This is a genomic window from Psychrobacter piscatorii (genome assembly GCF_001444505.1).
In the GTDB taxonomy this organism is placed as follows: domain Bacteria; phylum Pseudomonadota; class Gammaproteobacteria; order Pseudomonadales; family Moraxellaceae; genus Psychrobacter; species Psychrobacter piscatorii_B.
In genome coordinates, this window is record NZ_LNDJ01000060.1 from 23,060 (window position 1) to 39,849 (window position 16,790).

General features: G+C 42.6%; 16 protein-coding genes, 1 tRNA gene, 1 other RNA gene and 1 pseudogene. 14 read left to right on the forward strand and 5 right to left on the reverse strand.

Annotation, left to right across the window (positions count from 1 at the left end; translation table 11 throughout):
- Window positions 1–10: 10 nt before the first annotated feature.
- Window positions 11–661 carry a hypothetical protein gene (locus tag AS194_RS05615; protein ID WP_227511584.1) on the reverse strand — a complete coding sequence of 217 codons (651 nt, stop codon included), beginning with the start codon at window positions 659–661 and terminating at the stop codon, window positions 11–13.
- A gap of 243 nt (window positions 662–904) precedes the next feature.
- Window positions 905–1,372 carry an Lrp/AsnC family transcriptional regulator gene (locus AS194_RS05620; RefSeq protein WP_058024490.1) on the reverse strand — a complete coding sequence of 156 codons (468 nt, stop codon included), beginning with the start codon at window positions 1,370–1,372 and terminating at the stop codon, window positions 905–907.
- Between the two features lie 244 nt (window positions 1,373–1,616).
- On the opposite strand from AS194_RS05620, the gene rarD reads away from it, so the two are divergent.
- Entirely contained in the window at window positions 1,617–2,636 is a 1,020-nt protein-coding gene (rarD, locus tag AS194_RS05625) for an EamA family transporter RarD (RefSeq protein WP_264753433.1), read from the forward strand.
- A gap of 272 nt (window positions 2,637–2,908) precedes the next feature.
- On the opposite strand, the gene smpB is transcribed toward rarD, so the two are convergent.
- Window positions 2,909–3,385 (reverse strand): SsrA-binding protein SmpB, encoded by a 477-nt coding sequence (smpB, locus tag AS194_RS05630; protein ID WP_057758370.1) that lies wholly within the window; start codon window positions 3,383–3,385, stop codon window positions 2,909–2,911.
- 252 nt (window positions 3,386–3,637) lie between these two features.
- Here smpB and coaD point away from each other — a divergent pair, with 252 nt between their 5' ends.
- The gene (gene coaD / locus AS194_RS05635; protein ID WP_058024491.1) at window positions 3,638–4,156 is read left to right on the forward strand and encodes a pantetheine-phosphate adenylyltransferase; all 519 of its coding nucleotides are present in this window, start codon (window positions 3,638–3,640) and stop codon (window positions 4,154–4,156) included.
- Window positions 4,157–4,200: 44 nt separating this feature from the next.
- Here coaD and AS194_RS14165 read toward each other — a convergent pair.
- Window positions 4,201–4,251 (reverse strand): annotated as a pseudogene (locus AS194_RS14165) (hypothetical protein); the annotation flags it as partial.
- On the opposite strand from AS194_RS14165, the gene AS194_RS05640 reads away from it, so the two are divergent.
- The 11 genes from AS194_RS05640 (at window position 4,252) to recO (ending at window position 14,020) form a co-directional block, all read left to right on the forward strand.
- Window positions 4,252–4,500: a YfhL family 4Fe-4S dicluster ferredoxin gene (locus tag AS194_RS05640; protein ID WP_058024492.1), complete on the forward strand. Its 249-nt coding sequence runs from the start codon at window positions 4,252–4,254 to the stop codon at window positions 4,498–4,500.
- Between the two features lie 55 nt (window positions 4,501–4,555).
- Window positions 4,556–5,875 carry an adenosylmethionine--8-amino-7-oxononanoate transaminase gene (gene bioA / locus AS194_RS05645; protein WP_413771707.1) on the forward strand — a complete coding sequence of 440 codons (1,320 nt, stop codon included), beginning with the start codon at window positions 4,556–4,558 and terminating at the stop codon, window positions 5,873–5,875.
- Between the two features lie 2 nt (window positions 5,876–5,877).
- Complete coding sequence (bioD, locus tag AS194_RS05650) at window positions 5,878–6,594, forward strand: dethiobiotin synthase (RefSeq protein WP_058024493.1); 717 nt, start codon at window positions 5,878–5,880, stop codon at window positions 6,592–6,594.
- A gap of 94 nt (window positions 6,595–6,688) precedes the next feature.
- An RNA gene (gene rnpB, locus AS194_RS05700) (RNase P RNA component class A) lies at window positions 6,689–7,054 on the forward strand.
- 121 nt (window positions 7,055–7,175) lie between these two features.
- A tRNA-Met gene (locus AS194_RS05655) sits at window positions 7,176–7,252 on the forward strand.
- Between the two features lie 404 nt (window positions 7,253–7,656).
- Entirely contained in the window at window positions 7,657–9,456 is a 1,800-nt protein-coding gene (lepA, locus tag AS194_RS05660) for a translation elongation factor 4 (protein WP_058024494.1), read from the forward strand.
- A 105-nt stretch (window positions 9,457–9,561) separates the two neighbouring features.
- Window positions 9,562–10,464: a signal peptidase I gene (gene lepB / locus AS194_RS05665; RefSeq protein WP_058024495.1), complete on the forward strand. Its 903-nt coding sequence runs from the start codon at window positions 9,562–9,564 to the stop codon at window positions 10,462–10,464.
- 143 nt (window positions 10,465–10,607) lie between these two features.
- On the forward strand, window positions 10,608–11,000 hold the full coding sequence (locus AS194_RS05670; RefSeq protein ID WP_227511585.1) for a DUF4845 domain-containing protein: 393 nt from the start codon (window positions 10,608–10,610) through the stop codon (window positions 10,998–11,000).
- Window positions 11,001–11,103: 103 nt separating this feature from the next.
- Window positions 11,104–11,901 (forward strand): ribonuclease III, encoded by a 798-nt coding sequence (gene rnc, locus AS194_RS05675; protein WP_058024497.1) that lies wholly within the window; start codon window positions 11,104–11,106, stop codon window positions 11,899–11,901.
- A 314-nt stretch (window positions 11,902–12,215) separates the two neighbouring features.
- Window positions 12,216–13,181 carry a GTPase Era gene (era, locus tag AS194_RS05680; RefSeq protein ID WP_058024505.1) on the forward strand — a complete coding sequence of 322 codons (966 nt, stop codon included), beginning with the start codon at window positions 12,216–12,218 and terminating at the stop codon, window positions 13,179–13,181.
- A 62-nt stretch (window positions 13,182–13,243) separates the two neighbouring features.
- On the forward strand, window positions 13,244–14,020 hold the full coding sequence (recO, locus tag AS194_RS05685) for a DNA repair protein RecO (RefSeq protein WP_058024498.1): 777 nt from the start codon (window positions 13,244–13,246) through the stop codon (window positions 14,018–14,020).
- A 205-nt stretch (window positions 14,021–14,225) separates the two neighbouring features.
- Here recO and AS194_RS05690 read toward each other — a convergent pair whose 3' ends face one another.
- On the reverse strand, window positions 14,226–14,954 hold the full coding sequence (locus AS194_RS05690; RefSeq protein WP_227511586.1) for a GspH/FimT family pseudopilin: 729 nt from the start codon (window positions 14,952–14,954) through the stop codon (window positions 14,226–14,228).
- Between the two features lie 585 nt (window positions 14,955–15,539).
- On the opposite strand from AS194_RS05690, the gene AS194_RS05695 reads away from it, so the two are divergent.
- The gene (locus AS194_RS05695) at window positions 15,540–16,724 is read left to right on the forward strand and encodes an OmpA family protein (protein ID WP_058024499.1); all 1,185 of its coding nucleotides are present in this window, start codon (window positions 15,540–15,542) and stop codon (window positions 16,722–16,724) included.
- Window positions 16,725–16,790: the final 66 nt, after the last annotated feature.

Below are 16,790 nucleotides of genomic sequence, written 5' to 3' on the forward strand. Positions count from 1 at the left end.
CTGATAGCTTTTAATTATCTAATAATTGAAGCGGGAAAGTCACCACATCAAAAGCGAGTGCAAAGGGAAGTAATACCAGTTTTTGCGCGCTATTTGGTCCATGACGGTTTGTGTTTTTTTGCTGCGTTTGAGTATAAAAGCTTACCGTATAAGGCTTGGTTAGAGCGCGATAATTTGACTGAATCAATCTTAAATTACTGACCTGTGGGTAGATAGCGCCTTTCACGGGGACATTAAAACAAAAACGCTGGGCACCAATACGTTGATCACTGGCTGAGGTACACTCTCGGGCATTATTTTGTAAAAAGAACTGATAATCTGAGCGTCCAAACTCGTCTTTTAGTTTGGCATAAGAAAGCTTCATCTCCCCTTGGAAGTGTCCATCATTATTGGGGACATAAAAATTCATGTCATTGTCAACGTGAATGTTTTTTTGTGTCAGATTGCTGAGCAAACTGATCATCTCAGTCCCACCTTGGGTGAGTACGTAGCTGTTTTTTTCACCAACGATAACCATCGTCGCATTTGGCGTTTTTGGTAATGCCTGCGCTGGACGGCCAAAAGCGATCACTTGATCTTCTGACAATGTCTGCTTGGTCGTGATGATATGGTTATTACTTTCTAGCAATGAGCTGGTCGCACAGCCTGATATTGCGAGCACAGAAGTCAGCAAAGTCCCTGTTACCAAAGCTTTTGGGCTTATATGCTTTAGTATGTTATACCTGCTGTTTATTTTATGAGGGTAGTCTGATTGAGAGGTCATGCTCAGGCTTCCTTGTCTACTACGGTGAATAAAAATTGCTAATATTATCCAACTTATGTTAGTTTTTTACAAGTTTTGAATACAGTTTAAACATCAATTGTTAATAAAAAAGCTGATACCAACTAATACAGATAGATGTATTTAGTCTAAGGTAATCTTGGTTCCACTCTTGGTAAAGTTCATCACAAACTGACTCTTAAAATTGCGTACATTATTCTCATAAGTCAGTAAGCTGCGCGTGAACTGGTGGTAGTCACTCATATTTTTGGCATTGACCATCAGCATAAAATCAAAATCGCCAGATACTTCATAACAGCTCATCACTTGCGACTGCGCATCCATCAAACGCTCAAATCGATGTTGCATCGACGTATTGGAGCGCTCCATTTCTATCATCACCACTGCGGTCAGACCGTAACCCACTTTATTAGGATTAACGATGGCGACTTGCTTGGTAATCACGCCGCTATCTATCAATGCTTGAATGCGGCGCTGAGCCGTCGCAACAGACACATGCACTCGTTCTGCGACAGTTTTAAGCGGTAATGTCGCATCGTCTTGCAATAAGTTCAAAATGGCTTTATCAGTGCTGTCTAGGATATGGCTCATGATAATGTACCCTCATTAATTATGATTATTAGGTCTTCGATTATAAATATTATCACTAATAATTTAAATTTAAGAAAATAGTTATTTATATGGCATTATTTTGATAAATTTATCCATAAATACATTTTTATAGAGATAATATATCAAAACACTCTAGTAAAATAGACCGTACCAATCAGAGCTGCTTTAAAAAAAGAGCTAGTAATTGTTTTTTTATCATCTACTAATAACTACGGTGCTTATCATGTCTATCTCAATGCTCTCCAATGTATTCGCTAATGCGCTAGCAACCACTACTTCACGTTTGCCATTGCCTGCGATTTGGACGACTGGTAACACGCAGCAGCGCACGCTGATGTTGGGAGTGTCATTTGCCATCTTATCCAATATCTTGTTTGGTGTGCTCTATGCGTATAGCAGCTTTCTGACGCCTTTGTCAGGCACACAAGTATTTATCTGGCGTATGCTGTCAATGTGGGCGGTGTTGGTTGGCTACTTATTGATAAGTGGACGGCTAGGCATGCACATCGATAAATTGCGTGCACTGCGCTCGGTCAAACAGTGGGCATGGTTACTACTACCTACGCCGATATTTTTGAGTCAGCTGTGGCTATTTATGTGGGCACCGGTCAATGGACAAGGCGTACAAACCGCGATGGGCTATTTTTTGTTTCCACTCATGATGGTGGTGTTCGGTTGCCTGCTGTTCGGCGAAAAGCTCAGTCGTCTACAGTGGCTTGCGGTCGCATTTGCGGCGGTAGGGGTGTGTAGTGAAATTATTCGTACGCAGAGTGTTTCTTGGGCGACATTGTGGGTGTGTGGTACTTATCCGATATATTATATCGTGCGTAGACTCCAAGGCATTGACGCCATCACTGGTATGCTGGTCGATCTGACCTTGTTTGCCCCATTTGCGCTTGGTTACTTATACTTTTTTGCACCTAGCAATTTGGCGATGGTAGCAGGGTCTGGATTTTTGATCATGATGTTAGTTGGTCTTGGCGTTTTGAGCATCCTAACAATGAAAACCAATATTGATGCCAGCCAAATGCTTCCAGTCAATGTCTATGGCATGATGAGTTATATAGAACCTGCTTTGCTATTTATATTGGCGGTGACGGTGCTCGGTAATCCGTTTGAATCAGCGATGATTTATAGCTATGGGTTGATCTGGTTGGGTATCGCTTGTTTGATTGCTCATGGGATAAAGCAGCTTCGCGCTCGTAAAAGTGTGCCATCATCAATCAAGGGACAGGTCGCGTAAGCGGCTAGTATGGTAGTTAATGAGTATTGTCAGTCACGAGTGTTAACAGTTGATAGTATAGTAGATTTAATTTAAAAATGTTATAGCGCTACTGGTATGAATTTTCCTTGCGTGCTATATACACAGAGGCTGTGAAAAATTCACCCCAGTAGCGCTTTGGAACTTATGACAGTTTTGTTTTGAACTGACTATATAAGCATTAATAAGGTACAAAAAAGGACGGCTCAATATTTACTGAGCCGTCCTTTTTTGACACGTAGATTAAATAACACTTAATCTAAATGTTGTTTAAAGCCGCGCTGCTTATCACGTTCCCAGTCACGATCTTTTAGTGTCTTACGTTTGTCATGCTGCTTTTTACCCAGTGCTAGGCCGATTTGGCATTTCACTAGCGAGTTCTTCCAGTAGCAAGATAGCGGTACGCAAGCGTAGCCTTTTTGATTGATTGCTCCAGACAGTTTTTCGATTTCACGACGATTGAGCAGCAGTTTACGGGTACGAATACTGTCTGGACTAACGTGCGTAGAGCTCGATAGTAATGGCTGAATGTGCGCACCAAATAAGAAAGCTTCGTTATTGCGAAATATGACGTACGCTTCAGTTATCGTCATTTTTCCTGCACGAATGGCTTTGACTTCCCAGCCTTGCAATGCCAGTCCCGCTTCAAAGGTTTCTTCGATAAAATATTCATGACGCGCCTTTTTATTGGCGCAAATCTGATTATCAGGTTTTTTTGATTTTTTTGACATAATTTCTCCATAAGGATTGCCTAAAAACACAGGCGCCTTATTTGACCAGTCCTACTAATTCCTCATCTTAACCCATTCAATGGTATTGAATTTTATTTGGATTATAAGTCAGATGAGTCGAACCGCCTATTGTATCAAAGCCTCTGGTGAAAAGGTAAATCGGCTGTTAGGACAAATGTAGCAGATAAGTATTAAGTTTGAGCAAAATTTGCTAGCATATGGCCTAATATTACCGATTATATTAGCCATGCTATGAGCCACTCTATTTCTCCTAATTCCTCAAAGCTACACACCAAAATTCTATACCCTGGTACGTTTGATCCCATTACCAATGGTCATGTGGATTTGGTGACACGCGCAACCAAGCTCTTTGATGAGGTTGTGATTGCGGTTGCCTCGGGGCATCATAAAAAACCTCTATTTAATTTTGAAGAGCGCGTTGCTTTAGTCGAGACCGTATTTGCCGATTTGCCGCAAGTCTCGGTGATTGGCTTTGAAGGGTTGCTCGTTGATTTTATGCGTGAAAAACACGCCACCGCCGTGTTGCGCGGGCTGCGTGCGATGTCCGATTTTGAGTACGAGTTTCAACTGGCCAATATGAACCGCGAGCTTGATGAAAACTTTGAAGCCGTATTTTTGACCCCCTCTCAGAACTATTCATTTATCTCATCGACCATGATTCGTGAAATTGCCAAACTTGGCGGTGACGTCAGTAAATTTGTCCCACCTTGTGTCTTGCAAGCTTTTGACAAAAAATTAAATAGTAACTAAAAGATGCTGCATCAAAAATACTCTGCTAGCACTTGCTAAAACAGTCAAGCGCAGCCAGATAGGGCTAATATGAGCAAAAATATAAGGAGCAGTTTATGGCGCTATTAATCACTGATGAGTGCATTAACTGTGATGTGTGCGAGCCTGCTTGCCCCAATGAGGCCATCTCAGAAGGCGATGATATCTACGTCATTGATCCAGATCTATGCACAGAATGTGTCGGGCATTTTGACGAGCCGCAATGCGTGGTGATTTGTCCAGTCGACTGTATCCCTCATGACCCCAATCATGTCGAGACAGAAAATGATTTATTAGCCAAATACAAGCGTATTACAGGTCAATAAAATATTGATAAGCGATTGATGACGTTTGGGTTTACAACGTTTTAGGGACAATATAATGACCAGCAATACAATGACAACCAAATCCATGCAAGTAGCCAGTGAGTTCGATCAGCAACATCTTTGGCATCCATATGCCAGCCTGCCGCCCACCTATTCCAATATCGTTATCGATCGCGCTGAAGGGATTTATATCATCACTGAAGACGGCACGCGCTTAATTGATGGTATGTCGTCATGGTGGGCGAGCGTCCATGGCTACAATCACCCCAAGCTAAACGACGCACTGACTCAGCAGCTGGGTAAAATGGCGCACGTGATGTTTGGTGGCTTGACCCACCAGCCAGCGATAGATTTGGGCAAAAAACTGCTCGATATTGTACCTGCTGGACTTGATGCGATTTTTTATGCAGACAGTGGCAGTATCGCGGTAGAAGTGGCACTAAAAATGGCGCTGCAATATCAAGTAGCTGCCGAGCGCCCAAACAAGCAACAGTTTGCCTCGACCCATTCAGGGTATTACGGAGATACTTGGCACGCCATGAGTGTCTGTGATCCTATCAATGGAATGCACAGTCTGTATGGCAAGCAATTACCGATGCAACATTTCGTTCCTGCGCCGCCACTTGGGTTTGATCGCGTATTGACAGTAGATGATCGTGAAACATTAGCTCAGTTTTTTGCAGAGTATGGCGCGCAGCTGGCAGGATTTATTATCGAGCCGATTATTCAGGGCGCAGGCGGCATGCGTTTTTATAGTCCTGAATATCTACAATTGCTGCGTCAACTGTGCGATGAGCATAATGTACTATTGATTGCCGATGAGATTGCCACTGGGTTTGGGCGTAGTGGCAAACTATTTGCGTGTGAACATGCTGGCATCAGCCCTGATATCATGACCATTGGTAAAGCGCTGACGGGTGGCTATATGACTTTTGCCGCAACGCTCTGTACTCGTCATATTGCCGATACCATTCATAATAGTGACTATCCAGCGCTGATGCATGGTCCGACCTTTATGGGTAATCCGCTCGCCTGTGCGGTCGCCTGTGCGTCGATTGATTTGATCCTGTCTTATGATATCGAAACGCGTACCGCCAATATGCAGCGTACGATGGAGCAAGCCCTGACGTCAGCTGCACAGCTGGCAGGTGTTGCCGAGGTACGTTGTTTGGGGGCAGTTGCTGTGATTGAGTTAGATGACGCCGTTGATATGCCCATTTTTCAGTCTTTATTGATTGATCATGGTATCTGGGTCAGACCCTTTGGTAAGTTGGTGTACATTATGCCGCCTTACATTATTACTGATTATGAGCTGACCACCTTATGCCAAGCGCTGCTAAAAGTAGTACGTAAATATTTAGAATATCGAGGTTAACCATGAGCGTGCTATTTGTATCCGGCATTGATACCGACATTGGCAAAACCTATGCCACGGGTCTGCTTGCCAAATCATTAATGCAGCAAGGCGTCAACGTTATCACCCAAAAGTTGGTACAAACGGGCATCAGTAAACAACCAGATGGCGAGCTGGGCATTGCAGATGATATTTTAAGTCACCGTCAATTGATGCAGATGCCATTACAGCCATGCGATCTGGACTTTACCACCTGTCCTTATCGCTATGAGAAGCCTGCGTCTCCTCATCTGGCTACTAAGCTATCAGGAGAGATACTTGATCCTGATATGATTACTAACGCTACCAAGCGCCTGCAGGCACAGTATGATGCGGTGCTACTAGAAGGTGCAGGTGGTTTACTTGTGCCAATTACAGAGAATCTACTCACGTTGGATTATATCGCTGAGCGAGGCTATCCTATCGTCTTGGTCACCTCTGGCCGACTGGGCAGCATCAATCATACGTTGCTTAGTTTAGAAGCCATAAAATCGCGCGGCTTAATGATCCATAGTGTGATTTACAATCATATCCATGATGATGCTGAACAAACGGATGCTGAGATTGCAAATAGTACCATTGATTTTTTGCAGGCGTATTTGGCGCGCTATTACCCCAAAGCGCACTGGCTGGTCTTGGCCAAACAAGCAAATGAACATTCAGATAAGGCTGACATAGCGTTGCCAACAGCGTTTATCTAAGTTTTTAAGGTGTCTTTTAGGTAGTCATAGTCATTCTAAAAATAAGCTGAAAAGACATTCCCATACAGGCGTTAGTTTTGCTATACTAGCGCGCTTGGTAGACTAGGCGATCGCCGCTGCACACTGGCAACAGATGAGCAGGGGAGGAAAGTCCGGGCTACATAGGGCAGCGTGCCAGCTAACGGCTGGGCAGAGTAATCTGACGACCAGTGCAGCAGAGAGTAGACCGCCTTTGGTATCCTAGATATCATCGGTAAGGGTGAAAGGGTGCGGTAAGAGCGCACCGCGTGGATGGCAACATCTCACGGCATGGTAAACTCCACGCGTAGCAAGACCAAATAGGCATCGGCATGGCGCGGCCCGCGTTCGATGCGGGTAGGTTGCTTGAGCGTATCAGCGATGATACGCCTAGAGGAATGATCGTCCACGACAGAACCCGGCTTATCGGTTTACCAAACCTTTTTTATCGTTTGTCGTAGTAATCGTTGCAATTAATCTGAATGACATTCGTTTTTTTGCAAAAAATGCCCATTAGGGGTTGACGGCGGTCAGCAGCTTGGGCATAATGTGCAGCCTAAAACGGCGATGTAGCTCAGCTGGTTAGAGCGCACGACTCATAATCGTGAGGTCGAGAGTTCAAGTCTCTCCATCGCCACCATATATAGCAGTATTAAAAAAGCCAATCTCTCGAGATTGGCTTTTTTTTGCCTGAAATAATCTTTCATTTACAAGGTTTGTATGTGCTATTGCTTAGTCAAATACTCCTTGTTAGATGTCTGTCAGTCTCGCTTACTTGATAAATACTTTCTCTGCTACTAAAATCGCCTTACTTTGCAGTAGAAAACTGCTAGAATACTCTTTGGTATGTGCGTACAAGAGCGCAGCAGAGTTACCGTACTAAGTACTGGGCTTCAGGCGAGGTTATCCATTCTAAGGATTACGATCGACACAACAGCTGACCTATAGCATACGTTTTAACGAAGCATACCTATCTTATCAAGTGTACTTGACCATATTTATCTCTTATCTTTATTCTATCACCTTTAATTTAGTAGGCGCTTTGTGACTGCATTAGCCAATATTCGTAACTTTTCAATCATTGCCCACATTGATCATGGTAAGTCGACCCTTGCCGATCGTTTTATTCAGATGTGCGGTGCCTTGCAAGATCGCGAGATGCAGGCGCAGGTGCTCGACTCGATGGATATTGAGCGTGAGCGCGGTATCACTATCAAAGCACAATCGGTAACATTATTTTATGACCATCCAAATGGTGAGCGCTATCAGCTTAACTTTATTGATACGCCCGGCCACGTTGATTTCTCGTATGAGGTGTCACGCTCATTGGCCGCTTGTGAAGGCGCGCTATTGGTGGTCGATGCCGCGCAAGGCGTAGAAGCACAGTCGGTTGCCAACTGTTATACAGCAGTGGATCAAGGTTTAGAGGTGATGGCAGTCCTTAATAAGATTGATTTGCCGCAGGTCGAGCCTGAGCGTGTTATTCAAGAGATTGAAGATATTATCGGAATAGAAGCCATTGATGCCCCTCGTGTTTCAGCGAAATCTGGTCTGGGTGTCGATAAATTGTTGGAAGCGTTGGTTGAATTCATTCCAGCACCGACTGGCGACCGTGAAGCACCCTTACAAGCGCTTATCATTGATTCATGGTTTGATAGCTATCTGGGTGTGGTCTCTTTAGTACGTGTACGCCAAGGTACTGTGAAAAAAGGCGATAAGATTTATATCAAATCAACGGGCGATGCTCATCCAGTAAGCTCTATCGGTGTATTCACGCCAAAACCTGTCGATACGGGTATCTTAGAAGCGGGTGAAGTAGGCTTTGTTATCGCTGGTATCAAAGATATTGCAGGCGCGCCAGTTGGCGATACGATTACGCATGCCAGTACGCCTGATGTTGAACGTATCCCAGGTTTTAAACAGATCACGCCACAAGTATATGCAGGAATGTTCCCAGTCGATTCGAGTGATTTTGAAAAATTCCGTGAAGCGCTGCAGAAATTGCAAATCAACGATGCGTCATTATTTTTTGAGCCTGATACTTCAGACGCCTTAGGCTTTGGCTTTCGTTGTGGCTTCTTAGGCATGCTACACATGGAGATTATCCAAGAGCGCTTAGAGCGTGAGTATGACTTGGATTTGATCACCACTGCGCCTTCAGTTATCTATGAGATTGAAAAGAAAGGCGGTGAAGTCATCTATGTTGATAATCCATCAAGACTGCCTGAGCCTAACAATATTGAAGAGTTCCGTGAGCCAATTGCGCGCTGTCAGATTTTAGTACCGCAAGATTACTTGGGTAACGTCATGACGCTATGTATCGAGCGCCGCGGTGTGCAGGTCGATATGCGCTTTATGGGTAAGCAGGTTCAGGTTATCTTTGATATTCCGATGGGTGAGGTGGTCATGGATTTCTTTGACCGTCTAAAATCAGTCTCGCGTGGTTTTGCCTCACTGGACTATAATTTTGATCGTTATCAAGTGGACAAATTGGTTAAAGTCGACGTGCTAATCAACGGTGAAAAGGTGGATGCCTTGGCAATGATTGTACATCAAGACCAAGCACGTTTCCGCGGTAATCAGCTAGTGTCCAAGATGAAAGAGCTGATTCCACGTCAGATGTTTGATGTGGCGATTCAAGCCGCAATTGGTAGTCAGATCATTGGTCGTAGTACGGTAAAAGCCATGCGTAAAGATGTCTTGGCCAAATGCTATGGCGGTGACGTATCGCGTAAGAAAAAGCTGTTGTCTAAGCAAAAAGCAGGTAAAAAACGTATGAAACAAGTGGGTAGTGTGGAGATTCCACAAGAAGCCTTCTTGGCTGTCTTGCAAGTTGATAGTTAATAGACAGTGCTATTTCAGATAGTTTTTGTACATAGCAGCAGTTGAATATCGTTAATTTTATCGTCAAAGCAACTAGACAAACAGCACGTTAATAGGCAATTTGGTATGGATTTTGATTTCAATTTAATTTTAGTGCCGTTGACCATAGGCTTAGGAATTGTCTGGCTGCTAGATAAGCTGGCACTCAAGCAGCGCAAAACTCGCGGTCGAGGTCAAGAAAGTCTGTTAGTGCGATGGGCCTATGATTTTTTTCCTGTGTTGGCCGTCGTATTGATCGTACGCTCGTTTTTGATTGAGCCTTTCAATATTCCATCTTCTTCCATGGTGCCAACGCTATATACGGGTGATTTTATTGCGGTCAACAAGTATGCGTATGGCGTTCGTCTACCGCTAACGTATAATAAAGTTTTGGATACTGGCGAGCCTGAGCATGGCGATGTAGTGGTATTCCGTTATCCTGAAAACCCAAGCATCTACTATATCAAGCGCTTGATTGGCTTGCCAGGCGATACCGTCAGCTACAATCAAGGTACAATCTCTATTAATGATGTACCAGTGGAGACGACGCCTGTAGATTTTTCGGCAAGTGCAGAATTGACGTCACAACTTTATTTGCCAGGACAAGTTGGTCCAGGTCAGGTGCTCACAGAAGAGAGTGCTGCTGCGATGGGTCAGGAAGAAGAGGACGCCGCACAGTATTTTCAAGAGACACAGGGTAAAAACACACACCTTGTTCGCTACTTAAATGGTATGAACAGCTCACAGTATGCTCCCTTCCTACAACAACAATCACCAGAAGTTGTGAGTTCAGAAGGTACAGAGTGGCGTATTAAAGTGCCAGAGGGTCAGTATTTTGTCATGGGTGACAACCGTGATCGCAGTGCAGATGGTCGCTTTTGGGGTTTTGTCCCTGATGAAAACTTAGCGGGTAAAGCGGTCTATATATGGATGCACAAGCCACCTGGACTAAATCTACCAACCTTTGAACGCAATGGTGCTATTGATTAGTATTGTGAGTACTCTATTGGTTGATTTATCGATAATAGTTTTATGCTAATATCGTTACTATTCAATAAATAGCGTTTTACTATCTAAGTCATAGGTATAGAACGCTATTAAAAATAGTCATCTATCAATCGAGGATTTCCATCATGCAGCAGTTATCTGGTCTTGCCACGCAGCGCGGTGCTAGTGTGACAAACATCGTTCTCATTATTATGGTGTTGGGGATCGCGGTTAAACTCCTGGTGGCCATTGTGCCTGCTCAAATTGGTGACTATCAGTTGACTAAGCTCTTGAGTGCAGAGCTTAAAGTAGCCAATGACAATAACGAGACAGCCAAGCAATTCGTTGAGCGTGTTAATAAACAGCTATCCATCAATGCTGACTATGACACCAATGCAGAAGATGTATTCACTTTTACCAATAAAAAAACGGGCCAATTGGCCATTCATAAAGAATATGCAGTAACCAGTACGTTCTTTAGCAATGTCGATATTGTGAATCGTTTCGAAGGAGACATCGATATGGCTACAGCAGAATAAATAATTATAAGATAGGACAGCGTTTTAGTGTCCTCAACAAAATCCAATATAGACTCTTATTAAACTAAATCTGTAAAACAGAAGGGATAACCACAAGCCACGCATGAAACCAACTTCGCAACATTCCCAAGCGGTTCTTACTCCTAAAAAAAATAGCACGTCTGTCGACACGCTTGTTGTTAGCTCAGAATTTACTCAGCGCTTAGCAGTCTTAACGCGCAAGTTAGGCTATGACTTTAATGATTTGAGCCTGCCAAAGCTTGCCTTGACGCACCGCTCATTTGACAGCAAAAAAAATTATGAGCGCCTAGAGTTTTTGGGTGATGCGCTTTTGGGCATGATTGTGGGTGAGGCTTTATACCATCGTTATCCTAATCAAAACGAAGGGCGTCTAACCCGTATGCGTGCAACTTTGGTCCGCCAAGAATCATTGGTTATTATCGCGCAAAATCTAGAGCTGTCTAACCATCTGATATTAGGCGTGGGTGAGCGTAAGGGTGGCGGCCGTAATCGTGCTTCTATATTGGCGGATGCGGTAGAGTCTTTGATTGGAGCCATCTATTTAGACAGTCAAGATATGGATATCACTCGTCATTGCGTACTCTCTTGGTATGGAGACTTGATTGACAACGTTAATGACCAAAAAGCACTAAAAGATGCAAAGAGCCGTTTGCAAGAGTGGTTACAGTCTAAGCAATTTGATTTGCCAAGCTACGAGCTTATGGAAACACGTGGCAACGCTCCTCATCAAATCTTCGTGGTACGCTGTCACGTGAATATTCAAAACTGCCCTGATATTACTGAATCTGGTGAAAGTCGCCGCATCGCTGAGCAAAAAGCAGCAGAACTTATGATTAATCAGCTGCACAAGCTTCCAGGATCCGCTAAAAAACGCTCTTAGCGAATATTCGCAGGTGATTACAGGCATATTTCTGAGTCAACAATGCCGCTTTTGCGTGATGAGACCTGAAGCGGCATAGACCTAATTTACCTTGTATACTACTTATTTCAAATATTACCAGCTGATATCCAATAGTAACTACACCGACAAACTATTAAGTCATATTTGGCTGGATATAAACCTTATAGGATCAACTTATGAGCAATCACCCTGATGTGCCATCGAATAATGAAGATAGTACTCAAAATATGATTGAAAATACAGATGTCGATACGAATGCAGATAGCGTAGAAGATATCACAATCGACAATGATATGGCGATTGAAGAATTTTTTGCGCCAAATACGAATGCTCGTATGGCTGATGACTTCAGAGCTGGTTATGTTGCCATTGTTGGACGTCCAAATGTGGGTAAATCAACGTTGATGAACCACTTATTGGGTCAAAAGCTGTCTATTACCTCACGTAAGCCGCAAACGACGCGCCACCGTATTCATGGCATTTTGTCCAATCACGAGATGCAGGCGGTGTTTGTCGATACGCCAGGTATCCATCGCAATGAAGTACGTGCGATTAATGAGCGTATGAATAAAGCGGCAGTATCTGCTCTAGTAGATGTTGATTTGGTATTGTTCGTTGTTGACTCAGATCAATGGCGTGATGATGATCTATTGACGCTGCAAAAGCTTGGTGAGACCGATTTAACGATCGTACTGGTCATTAATAAATCAGATACTTTAAAAGATAAAGGCAGCGTATTGCCGCTTATTGAAACCTTTAATGAAAGTTTTGACTTTGCTGATATCGTTCCAGTATCGGCGCTCAAGAACCAAAACTTAGATCGTTTGCAAGAAGTGATTGCCTCACATTTACCAGTTGCTGCACCTATTTATGATACAGAGCAAATCACTGACCGTTCAGAGCGATTCTTAGCGAGCGAAATCATTCGTGAAAAAATCATGCGTAGTGCTGGTGATGAAGTGCCATACGACTTGACTGTACAGATCGATGCGTTTAAAGATGAGCCTGCACACACTGATCCAAAGACAGGGCGTCCACGTAAAGCATGTACCTTTATTGATGCAACTATCTATGTTGAGCGCAGTGGTCAAAAAGCCATTGTCATTGGTGATAAAGGCCAGCGCATCAAGCAAGTCGGTATGGATGCTCGTAAAGACATGGAGCAGCTGTTTGACAAAAAGATTATGCTAACGCTATGGGTCAAAGTCAAACGTGGCTGGTCTGATGACGAACGTGCATTAACCAGTTTGGGATATTGATAGCAATCACGCATAGTACGGTAATGCTACTATCCATATGTTAAATGCTGAGGTAATAAACGATGCGTAACGAAGCGTTAATTGGCTATTTATTACATCAGCGTCCTTATCAAGAAAAGCGTGCGTTGTATTATCTTTTTTCTCAGCAGCATGGTGTGATACATGGTGTTGGAAAAAAAGGCGCGCCGTTATTTATGCCTTTACAGCTATTTGCCACTGGCAAACGCGACCTAAAGACATTCACTCAAATCCAGATTACTTCGCAAACTACTCCTCAAACAAATAACGAGCAAAAAGAGGGTGCCCCTGCCATACTTTCTACTGTGCCTTATAGTAATATCAATGGACAGCATCAATATGCGGCGTTGTACCTTAATGAGATACTGTGGCGATTGTTACCGACCGAAGATCCAATGCCGGTATTGTGGCAACATTATCAGGACAGTCTACAGCAGTTGAAGCAACCTTTAGATAACACTGAGCTTCGTTTATGTTTGCGCCAATTTGAGCAGCACCTATTCAATGAGTTGGGTTTTACCTTAACGCTAACGCATGACAATATCGAAGATACTATCGAACCTGATTGTGTGTATCGCTTTTTACCTGATGTGGGGTTACTGCCAATCATGCAGGATGCTATAGAGTCTGAGCATTTGGATAGTACTACCGGACAAACTATACTTAAGGGTATCGATGTTATTGAGATGGCTTACCTAGGTATCACTAAAGCAACGCTGAATAATTGGTCAAAGCTACATCGGAATCTGATAGATCATCTACTTGATTATCAACCATTACAAAGTCGGCTGCTATGGCAACAGCAGCAACGTTATCAATAAAGACGTTATCATTTTTAAATCTATTGAGTTTAGGCCATGGCTTAACTTGTGGGAATATCGATACTGTTGCCTAGGTCGATAGTATTGATGAGTTAAATATAGAACACGCTATGATTTAGGATTATAGCAAGCTGTTGTTATGGTAAAAAATGCGATGTATTAAAATGCTTAAAGGTAATGTACTTGCTACTTTGTCCGCATTCAATTACCCATCACAATCGGTAGGGTGGTCTTGATTAAGCTTCTGACTGACTCGACCGTTTTGATTGAAAGAAATTTGGTACATTGCATCATTATAGGTAGATGTAGGGCAGTACTTGATATGGCCGAAGTGACCTCGAGGTTTGCCGCTATCACCCCAAAATTTGATGTAATGGCGACCCGCTCCGACTCTGAGTTTCAGTGTACTATATTTTAAATTAAAATATTGATTGAGTACTAGAGTATCAGCATTTGTATCGAAGTTTTTGTTACCGTTTTTGTCTACGAATAATATAAGCATGTTGTCACTATTGCGGTCGCATTGTATACCGTCATTCGATAAACAAACCAATACATCTTGTCTAGTGATATAGCTTTCAGCTTTTGCCAAAGCGAGGGCGTTTTCTAATTGGGTTTTGACGCGTTTGGCTTCCATACGCGTTAATTGCGTCAATATGCTTGGCGTTGCAATCGCTACTATGATAGCAAACACCGTTACAGTAACAATCAGCTCAACAAGAGTGAAGCCATTCCTACCTTTAGCGCTTAAAGCTTGCAAATGCATTGCAGAGCGTTTATTACATATAGTTAACTGGTGTAGTGGAGCGTACAACTGATTTATTCGAAATATTAGCCTATCATGACTAAGCATTCCCTTCATAAAAGTAGATACAGGTAAAACCACTATCAGTAATCTGCGATAATTTGATGATGTTTTATAAAGCGATTTCATAGATTGCTACATCCTATGGCTTCAGACTTTCCAAATAGAATAATCGCGCTTATTTGCAATATCTAGCTAATCCATTATGTAGAAAAAATACTTGATAAAGACTAGTATTTTGGTTTGTTGGCAGTATACAAAATTATTACTTTTCTATAAGTTACTTCGAATATCAAATAATGTCGACTATCGTAATATAAACAGAATATATGTCTATTGTCAAAAAATGTTTCAATTAGTGAATAATGTGCATTAGGAATAGAGAAAAATTATTAATTGTAATAAAATATGTTCAAACGATAGGTGCTAGTTAATTTAGTATCTATCGTGAACTGACATACAAAAGATAAAAAGCGTAAGGTGTGTTAGTTCTAAGTAACTTAGAATGGCTATTGTGTTTTAGTTACAACATTATCGTGTAATAATGTGTAGCTCGTTAACGAAAAAAGTTGTAAACTGAATGGATAATCGCTAAGCTACTTCTTAATTGGTTTTGCTTTGTAACCTAAAATGCGTAAAAGATGTCTAATTTAGAGCGTCTTGAGAATCGGTTTTGCTTAATGCATCACTAAAATTATCCTTTGGAGGAAGTCCATGAAACTGAATAAAATTGCTCTAGCACTGTTCGCTGTAACAGCTGCACCTCTAGCAGCTAATGCTGGTGTTACTATTAGCCCACTATTATTAGGTTATCACTACAGCGAAGGCGCTGATGATGATCAAGCTGAATTACTAGGCGACTATAGTGGTAATGGTGATAGCTACTATAAAGAAGATGGTTTATACACTGGTGCAGCGTTAGGTATCGAACTTACTCCTTCTACTCAGTTCCAAGTAGAGTATGGTGTATCAGATACTGATGCTATCCGCCAAGACGGTTCTGATAATTTCGACGCAGAACAAGAAATGATCTCTGGTAACTTCTTAATTGGTACCGAAGAGTTCACTGGTTATACTGATAGCGCTCTTAAGCCATATGTATTAGTTGGTGCTGGCCAATCTAAACTTGAGATTAAAGACTCTTCAGGTGACAAAGTTAGTGGCACTAAAGACACTATCGGTAACCTAGGTTTAGGTGCTATGTATCGTATCAACGATGCACTAAGCCTACGTGGTGAAGCTCGTGCGATTCATAACTTTGACAACAACTGGTGGGAAGGCATGGCTTTGGCCGGTCTAGAAGTTGTACTTGGTGGCCATCTAGCACCTACAGTAGCTGTACCGCCAATGGAAGAGCCAATGGTTGACAACACTCCAGTAGTTGTTGTTGAAGCTGACCTTGATTCTGACGGTGATGGCGTACCTGACAGCATGGATGCATGCCCAGGCACTCCAATGAATGTAGTGGTTGATGAGCGTGGTTGCCCAGTACCAGTAGATATTACTGATGAGCTGAAAATGGAACTACGTGTATTCTTTGATAACGATAAATCAGCTATCAAAAACCAATACAAGCCAGAAATCGCTAAAGTAGCAGAAAAAATGCGTGAGTACCCTAACTCTACAGCTCGTGTAGAAGGTCATGCATCTAAAACTGGTCCTTCAGCACGTTACAACCAACGTCTATCTGAAGCTCGTGCCGTTGCTGTTAAATCTATGCTAACTAATGAATTCGGTATTGCTCCAAACCGTCTATCAACTGTTGGTTATGGTTATGACCAACCAATCGCATCAAACGATACTGAAGAAGGTCGTGCTATGAACCGTCGTGTTTATGCCATCATCACTGGTGACAAAACGATGACTGTTGAACAAACTAAAGATATGGTTGTTCAGTAAGTATTAGATAATTAATCGTATAGTTAGATATATGGTTACAAAAAAAGCCACCCAATTGGGTGGCTT